7 protein-coding genes and 1 pseudogene are annotated in these 8,066 nt (G+C 43.7%); 6 read left to right on the top strand and 2 right to left on the bottom strand.

The window, feature by feature from the left end; translation table 11 throughout:
* Window positions 1-150 precede the first annotated feature (150 nt).
* Window positions 151-1,068 carry a fructosamine kinase family protein gene (locus QUA20_RS30975; protein ID WP_333194131.1) on the top strand — a complete coding sequence of 306 codons (918 nt, stop codon included), beginning with the start codon at window positions 151-153 and terminating at the stop codon, window positions 1,066-1,068.
* Window positions 1,069-1,147: 79 nt separating this feature from the next.
* On the opposite strand, the gene QUA20_RS30980 is transcribed toward QUA20_RS30975, so the two are convergent.
* Window positions 1,148-2,848 carry an ABC-F family ATP-binding cassette domain-containing protein gene (locus QUA20_RS30980; protein ID WP_333194133.1) on the bottom strand — a complete coding sequence of 567 codons (1,701 nt, stop codon included), beginning with the start codon at window positions 2,846-2,848 and terminating at the stop codon, window positions 1,148-1,150.
* 447 nt (window positions 2,849-3,295) lie between these two features.
* A protein-coding gene (locus QUA20_RS30985) for an IS630 family transposase (protein WP_333194140.1) occupies window positions 3,296-4,251 on the bottom strand; the annotation gives its coding sequence in 2 pieces (ribosomal slippage) (window positions 3,296-3,918 and window positions 3,918-4,251; 957 coding nt in all).
* Between the two features lie 281 nt (window positions 4,252-4,532).
* Here QUA20_RS30985 and QUA20_RS30990 point away from each other — a divergent pair.
* From QUA20_RS30990 to QUA20_RS31010, 5 genes and pseudogenes are all read left to right on the top strand, one after another.
* On the top strand, window positions 4,533-4,793 hold the full coding sequence (locus QUA20_RS30990; RefSeq protein ID WP_333194135.1) for a hypothetical protein: 261 nt from the start codon (window positions 4,533-4,535) through the stop codon (window positions 4,791-4,793).
* Window positions 4,794-5,015: 222 nt separating this feature from the next.
* Window positions 5,016-6,110, top strand: coding sequence for a transposase (locus tag QUA20_RS30995; RefSeq protein ID WP_333194136.1), 1,095 nt, complete (start codon window positions 5,016-5,018; stop codon window positions 6,108-6,110).
* Between the two features lie 354 nt (window positions 6,111-6,464).
* A pseudogene (locus QUA20_RS31000) lies at window positions 6,465-7,069 on the top strand (IS630 transposase-related protein); the annotation flags it as partial.
* Window positions 7,070-7,321: 252 nt separating this feature from the next.
* On the top strand, window positions 7,322-7,528 hold the full coding sequence (locus tag QUA20_RS31005) for a hypothetical protein (RefSeq protein WP_333194138.1): 207 nt from the start codon (window positions 7,322-7,324) through the stop codon (window positions 7,526-7,528).
* A 53-nt stretch (window positions 7,529-7,581) separates the two neighbouring features.
* Complete coding sequence (locus tag QUA20_RS31010; RefSeq protein WP_333194139.1) at window positions 7,582-7,998, top strand: transposase; 417 nt, start codon at window positions 7,582-7,584, stop codon at window positions 7,996-7,998.
* Window positions 7,999-8,066: the final 68 nt, after the last annotated feature.

The following is an 8,066-nucleotide window of genomic DNA, read 5'->3' on the forward strand; positions in this document are numbered from 1 at the left end:
AGCTTATATTATCAAGGGACTTGCGAGTTCATTCATCTTTCTAAATGCTGTTTTCTTACTTTTTCAGCAAGCCCTAACTAAAAATATGAATAGTAAAGTGTCGGCAGTCATATAAACTAATCCCGATCGCCCTCACAACCATTTGATGCTATGTGGGACAAAATTGCCGCGCACATATCTGAAGTAACTGGAGAAACATTTTCCATCGACAATCGCCGTTCAGTCAGCGGCGGCTGCATCAATCAAGGCTATGCTATCAGCAGCAGTTCCCGCAGTTATTTCGCGAAAATAAATCAAGCTTCCCAAGTCCCGATGTTTGAAGCTGAGGCGCTGGGTTTGCAGCAAATGCGGGAAATACAGACGATTCGAGTACCGCAACCGATTTGTTGGGGAACTGAGCGGAATTCAGCTTATATTGTGCTGGAATGGCTGGAGTTGGGAAGTCGTGGGGGCGATATAGCTTGGGAAGAAATGGGGCGCAAATTGGCGGCAATGCACAAATACACCCCCCCCAGCCCCCCCTTGGTAAGGGGGGGAGAAGAGGCTAATTCTGCCTTGCTAAGGGGATGTTTTGGTTGGGATATTAATAATACGATCGGCTCAACTCCTCAAATTAATAACTGGACGGCAAATTGGGCTGAATTTTGGGCTGAACATCGGATTGGTTATCAGTTAAAATTGGCGAGGCGTCGGGGTGGTCATTTTTCCCAAGAGAAACGTTTCTTAAAGGTGATTTCTGAGTTGTTAGCAGGTCACGAACCGCAAGCTTCGCTAGTTCACGGGGATTTGTGGGGGGGGAATGCAGGGGTGACATCTGCGGGGGAACCGGTGATTTTTGACCCTGCTGCCTATTTTGGAGATAGAGAAGTTGATATCGCAATGACTGAGCTATTTGGTGGATTCCCTGCGCAGTTTTACCGGGGATATAATCAGGTTTGGCCTTTGGATTCAGGGTATGAACGACGCAAAACTCTTTATAATCTATATCATATTTTGAATCATTTTAATTTGTTTGGCGGGAGTTACGAGTCCCAGGCGAATCAAATGATTAATCGAATTTTGGGTTAGTTAGGAATCAGATTCTTTTTTTACCACCGATGAACGCAGATAAACGTGGACGTTAGGTTTATCTGCGACAGTGGCAACTTTATTTTTGCTTAGCAGCCGCTTTTTTCTTTGCTTCTTTTTCAGCCTTTTTAGCCACTCGATCTGCTTCAATTTTTGCTAACTTTGCCAGTTCTTTTTCTTCAGCTATTTTATCGAGATAGTAGTGGTAATCTCCCAAATAAGGGCGAAATTCTCCATCCCGAATCTCGACAATTTTGTTAGCGACTTGAGAGATGAAATAGCGATCGTGTGAAACGATAATTACGGTACCGTCATAATTCTGAATCGCCTCTTCCATCATCTCTTTCGCCGGAATGTCGAGGTGATTTGTCGGTTCGTCCAAAATCAGCAAATTCACGGGAGTCAACAGCATCTTTGCTAAAGCCAAACGGGCTTTTTCTCCGCCGCTCAAAGCGCCGACTTGTTTGAATACTGTTTCGCCGGTAAACAAGAACCGCCCCAACAAAGTCCGAACTTCTTCATTTTTCCAGTCGGGTACTTCGTCGTGAATGGTTTCGATCACGCTTTTATTCAAATCTAAGGCTTCTGCCTGATTCTGTTCAAAGTAACCTGGGATGACGTTGTGGCCTCCCAATTTGACTGTACCTTCAGAAGGCTTTTCTAAACCCATAATCAGTCGCAGCAGGGTGGATTTGCCCGCGCCGTTGGGGCCGAGAAAGGCTATGCGATCGCCCCTTTCAATCAACAAGTCGGCTCCCAAGAATAGGATTTTGTCGCCGTAGGTGTGGACCAAATCTTCAATTATTGCTACTTCGCGACCGCTGCGGGGTGCGGGGGGAAAGCGGAAATGCAAAGTTTTTAATCCGCCTGTGGGCGCTTCGATGCGTTCGATTTTGTCTAACTGTTTCTCGCGGCTTTTGGCTTGGGTGCTGCGAGTGGCGCTGGCGCGAAATTTTTCAACAAATGCTTGCTGTTTTTCGAGTTCTTTTTGCTGGCTTTCGTAGGCGCTGAGTTGGGCTTCTCTGGCTTCGGCTTTTTGCAGCAGGTAGGAGGAGTAGTTGCCGAGGTAGGTGCTGGAAACGCCGCGTTCGGTTTCGACGATTTGGGTGCAGAGCCGATCGAGAAATTCCCGGTCATGGGATACGATTACCATCGGGGTTATCAGCCCTTTCAGGTAAACTTCCAGCCATTCGATGGTTTCTAAGTCGAGGTGGTTGGTAGGTTCGTCTAGTAACAGGATGTCGGGTTTTTGCAGGAGAATTTTGCCTAAACTCATCCGCATTTGCCAGCCGCCGCTGAAAGCGCTGACTAATCGATCGCCGTCTTCGGGTTCAAATCCGATTTCGGGGAGAATTTTCTCGATTTGGGCTTCTAAACCGTAGCCGTTTAAGCCTTCAAATTGCCGTTGCAGCCGATCCATTTTGTGGATCAGTTCGTCTAGATTTTCTGGGGTGGAGGCTTCCAAGTCTCGATGCACTTGCATCAGGGATTCGTGGACTTCGTTGGCTTCGCTGAAGGCGCGCCAAAATTCTTCTCTGACGGTGCGAGTCGGATCTACTTCAAATTCTTGGGAGAGGTAGGCGATGTGGAGGCTGGCGGGGCGAATGACTTCGCCTGCGGTGGGTTCGATTTCGCCGGCAATGATTTTGAGTTGGGTGGATTTGCCGGCACCGTTAACGCCTACTAAGCCGATGCGATCGCCTGGCTTGACTTCCCAGGTGACATCTTTGAGTACGACGCCTGTGGGGTAAATTTTACTGATGTGTTCGAGTCGCAGCATTGTTATGGGGACTGGGGAAGGGCAGGTTTAGCGGCGGATGGGATGCCGGCGCTGAGGTCGAGTTAATCTTAACAAATTTTAATTATATTTAGGGTATTGCCAGATTTTGATTTGGTAGGAGTTACGCGAAGAAACGGGGTTTCTATGAAAAATCGCAGATTCTCAGCTAGAGATATACGAAGAAACCGGGTTTCTGGCCTCGACGTGGGTGGAGGACTATTTGGGTGGGGCGATGCGATCGGGCTGGGGAACATCCCATTTTCGCTTTCATATGATGGACGGTTGCATCATAATAATATATTTGGACGACGTGAGCGCTCCTAAAAAACGCTTTTTACCAAATTGGGATGCTCCCCTCATTTGCCCCGCCTGTGGCGGATTTAACCGACTCGCAGCTCAAAAAAGATGGGGTCGAAAGTGTTAAGTGGGTCCCATCTATAGCGTTTCTCATAAAGATGAGGTACAATAACAGCAGTGAATAAACCAATTCCTCAGATCGGATAATGTAACTTGATTGAAGGCAAACTCTATCGCTTTTGCTAATTCTCGGTAATTAGTCGTCTTGATAGAACGGAGAATGTTTTTGAGTTTTGACCATAAATGTTCAATTGGTGAGAAGTCGGGCGAATATGGTGATAAGTATATTATTTTTGCCCCTTGACTTTTGATGGCTTTTTCTATTTCTTCGCTGGTGTGAATAGTACAATTGTCCATCACTACACAAGCACCTTTCCAGAGTTTTGGTACGAGCTTTCGGATGATAAAAGCCTCAAATGTAATTGTATCAGTTGTACCTATTAAGTTGACTGATGTTAGGACTTCATTGACTGATATAGCTCCAATTATTGAGACATTTTTCCCCCGTTTATTTGGTTTTTGTCCCCGAGCCCTTGAACCTTTTAAAGACCTAGCATATAACCTAACCATTGCCAAGTTGACTCCTGATTCATCAATGAATATTAAGTCTTTAAAACAAACTTCTCGGACTTTTTGCCAGAACTCATATCGCAGGTCCTGAACTCGGTCAGTGCCTTTTGCGCTCGGAAAGAGAGTTTTTTTTTTAAAGTCATGTTTAGAAGTTTTGCCATTCTTCCCATCGTTGCCACGCTGATGGTAAAACCAATTTTCTGGTACAGTAAATAACGGAGTTCTTCAAGAGTTGCATCATTATTTTCTTCAATCAATTCGGCTAAAATCAGTAGTTGTTCTGCATTGAGTTTCAATTTGACTCCGCATCGCTCAGTTCGAGGAGCAATGTTTTGGGTCTCACGATACTGCTTAACCAATTTTTGGACGAAACTTAGGGCTACACAAAAACGGTTAGCTATTGCTCTTTGTGACAGCGGTTCATTATGGTACACATCCATAATTTTTTGTCTAAAATCAATCGAATAAGTTTTCATTTTTACTAATGTGTGATACTTACTAAACTCCTTGATATTTGTCATTAGAGTGACGGCTGTGGGTCGAGCGACTGTTCGCTCGCACTCCATTTAATTAGAGCTGCATAACATTTTGGCTTTCTATATTTTTCACTCCGTTCAAGTCAGTTATATCATACCTCATCTTTCTGATAAATGCTATAACAATAATATTCCCTCAATTTACCAAATTCTGAAAATAAAAAAAGTCAAATCGGCAGAATACCTGACGTTGAAAATTCTGGTATATCAGTTGCAAACTCATGCGTCAAGTTAGTATCGAATTACTGGCGACCTTAATCGCTTATCCGATTCAATTTGAGAGTCGGAAGCGCAGCTTACAAAGATTTCTGAAATTGGATAGCCTGAACATTGAAAGTATATGGTTTCCGGTTGTCAAAGAAATATTACAAGCAAAGTTTAAAAAGTCTAAACCATTGAAACTGGCGATCGATCGAACTCTTCGGGCGAACGCAAAATATATTTATGCTCAGTCAACAGTCCGGACAGTTTTGGTAGGGTAGTGGCGAGGAAAGCTATCCAAGGCTTAAAGTACAGTCATACAACAAAAGAGACTGTGCCATGGATAGCCTACAGAATATTCTAACGGACGCACTGACCACAGTGGGTCATTTCACAAACCGCAACGGACTTTTCTCCTCGCCTTCATCACGAGTCTGTTCGTGGTCTGTGGCCGAGCGAACTACACCAATTTAAGCCGCTATAGTTCTTTGTCAGAGCGGAGGATGCGGCGAAATCTGAATGCAGGTATCGGATTTGAATCGGTGAATAGTCATGTGATTAAGACCCACGGAAGTGAAGATGGGGTACAGCTTCTGGTGGTGGACGCAACATTTAATGAAAAAAGTGGTCGCCATACGCCCAATCTAGATCGGTTCTATAACGGCAAGAGCGGTCAAGTGGAGAAGGGATTGGAGTGGTCGGTAGTAGCTGTGGTCGATGTGCAACAGAATACGGCTTACGCATTATCAGCCCAACAGACGGAAGCTGGGCTATCAGAACGAGCCAAAGCCGCCGCCCTAGAGAATAAAGTCTGTGGCAATCGGGTCGATTTCTATTTGGGCCATCTCGCCCATTGCCAGACCTATGTGCCCGAACGAGTGCAGTATGTAGTGGCCGATAGCTTCTACAGCAAACGGAAATGGGTGGATGGCGTGGTGAAACTCGGGTGGAATTCCATTGGGAAACTGCGACAAGATGCCAACCTGAAATATCTATACAAAGGTCCGCGTCGTCCGGGTCCTGGTCGTCAGAAAACCTATGACGGGAAAGTTATCCCTTTAGAGCGTAACAGGGAGTATTTCACCCTAGCTAAGACCTGCGATGATGAATCGCAACTGTGGACCGCAGTCGTCTGGTCTGTTTCTCTGGAACGCCGCATCCGCTTAGTCTGCTTGGTTCGCATCGTAGATGGGCAAGAACGTTACATTCTATTGTTCTCAACGGATGTAAATCTGAGCGCCAGCCACATCTTGGCTTATTATCGCGCTCGATTTCAGATTGAGTTTATTTTTCGCGATGCAAGACAATATACCGGAATGGTGGATAGTCAATCTCGCAATATTGATGCCCTAGATGCCCATGTTAATGCCAGTCTAACAGCCCTAAATTTAGCGAAGGTGACAATACGAAAAGAAGGAGCCGTCGAGGGGGAATCCAGAGCGGAAGTGGTTTCATTTTCGATTGCATCATTTAAACGAAAAGCGCTCATTGAACATTTATTGGAATTATTTATCGCAATGTTTGGATCGGACCCAACTTGGATTAAATTAAACCCAAACTACCAAAAGCTCCTAGAATACGGCTCTCTCAGGGCTTGACCAACCTTAAATTTGTCCGGACTGTTGTCAGTATCATCTGGGAGAAACGAAGTATCCCCTTATACAGGTAACTACTAGATAAAAAAGGAAGTAGTAATATTAGCGAACAAGAAGCCTTGATCGCTCCAGTTTTAGAGTTACTGTCAGATTACGAAGTGATCGTTTTGGGAGATTGGGAATTTGGTAGCGTTAAGCTGGCATATTGGCTGTGTCAGAAGCAAGTGAAGTTTATTCTTAGGGTAAAACAATGGCAATATATCCAATCATGAAATTCAGATTATAGTCATTTCAAATAGGTATGACACTATTTTAAAATGAGTTAAAATAAATAAAAACAGTGAATTTCCTAAGAAAATGTTTTACAGTATTGATTTGAGAAAAAGAGTAGTGAATTATGTAGAAAAGGGCGGTAGTATCGCTCAAGCGACCGGACGTTTTCTGGTAGTTGTGGCAACGATATATCGGTGGCTGGGTCGGACAGATCTTAGAGCCACAAAGGTAAAAAGGCGTAAGAGAAAACTAGATTGTCAAGCCTTATAAAAGGATGTAAAAGAGAATCCAGATGCCAGATTAATCGACAGAGCCAAGAAGTTTGGGGTAAGACAAAGTGCCAGATATTATGCTCTTAAAAATAAAAGTTGCTCAAAAAAAAAGAACTTAGTTACCAGGATAGAAACCGAGAATCAAGAATGAAATACTACAGATATCTGAGAGACTTGATTAAAGTATCGGGAAGTCAAAGTCGGGTTTTTATTGATGATTCAGGATTTGAAGAGTTTCAATATTGTGCATTAGGCTGGTCAAAAAAAGGCAAAAAAATCTGGGGTAAAAAGTCAGGAAAACGGGGGAAAAGAGAAAATCTAGTAGCCGTTCGACAAAAAGGAAAAAAGGACTTAATTGCCCCAATTGTTTTTACGGGCAGCCTCAATGCAGAAGGTTTTGAAGGGTGGTTATCTTTATAAAGCACTTTCCGATGTTATGAGGTACAATCATAATCTGGAAAGCATCTGATAGCCAAAGCTAATGAAATCCTACTCCGTCGACCTCCGCTCAAAAATAGTGACAGCGCACTTGACCGAAAAAATGTCAAGCGAGAAAAGTAGCTGCCCGATTTGGTGTCACTAAAAGTTTGGTTCAAAAACTGGTTCTTCAACAACAAACTGAGGGAAACTTACTTCCTTGCGCAGAGGGGAAAACCCCGATTCAGCCATTTGGCTAATGCAGAAGCAGAAGTCAGAGCATTAGTAGCCGAGTATCCCGATGCTACTTTGGTTGAATTGTCTGAATTATTGCTACAGCGAACGGGAAATTGGGTGAGTCGGACGGTACTGTGTCGATATTTACAAAAATTAGGACTTAATCTTAAAAAAAAACATGGTGTAGTAGCCAAGCTGGAACAGAAAGAGTACAAAAATTAACAGTTGAGTATTGGGAAAAAATCAAAAATATCGAGGCTGAAAACCTAGTATTTTTGGATGAAACGGGGATAATGCTGGGTTTGGCTAGGACTCATGCTCGTTCACAGGTAGGGACAAGAGTAGGCGGAATCAAACCATTTTATCGAGGGGCTAAAGTCACAGCTATTGGCGCAATTAGTCTGAAAAAAGTTCTGGCAGTAATGACGATGAATGATTCAATGGATGGTTCAGCATTTGCCGTATTTATTGAGAAGTTTTTATGCCCTCAATTGTGGGCAGGAGCGGTAGTAGTGATGAATAATTTACCGGTTCATAAACTCACCTCAATTGTACCAATGATTGAAAGCGTAGGTGCAAGTGTTATTTGTTTATCCCCTACTCTCCCGATTTTAATCCTATTAAAATGTTGTGGTCACAGCTTAAATCGTTTTTGCGAAGGTTTGCTCCCAAGACCCCAGCAATCAGGGTAAACGCATCTAAATTAAGTTGACAAAAAATCATATTTGTGCCTGAGCTAGTATCTGAGAAAACCATTCTT

The organism is Microcoleus sp. Pol7_A1 (genome assembly GCF_036701085.1).
Taxonomy (GTDB): domain Bacteria; phylum Cyanobacteriota; class Cyanobacteriia; order Cyanobacteriales; family Microcoleaceae; genus Microcoleus; species Microcoleus asticus.

Excerpts from the sequence above, each read along its gene's own strand:
- QUA20_RS30995 (WP_333194136.1), top strand. The coding sequence starts at position 5,016 with ATGCGGCGAAATCTGAATGCAGGTATCGGATTTGAATCGGTGAATAGT.
- QUA20_RS30990 (WP_333194135.1), top strand. The coding sequence starts at position 4,533 with ATGCGTCAAGTTAGTATCGAATTACTGGCGACCTTAATCGCTTATCCG.
- QUA20_RS30980 (WP_333194133.1), bottom strand. The coding sequence starts at position 2,848 with ATGCTGCGACTCGAACACATCAGTAAAATTTACCCCACAGGCGTCGTA.
- QUA20_RS30975 (WP_333194131.1), top strand. The coding sequence starts at position 151 with ATGTGGGACAAAATTGCCGCGCACATATCTGAAGTAACTGGAGAAACA.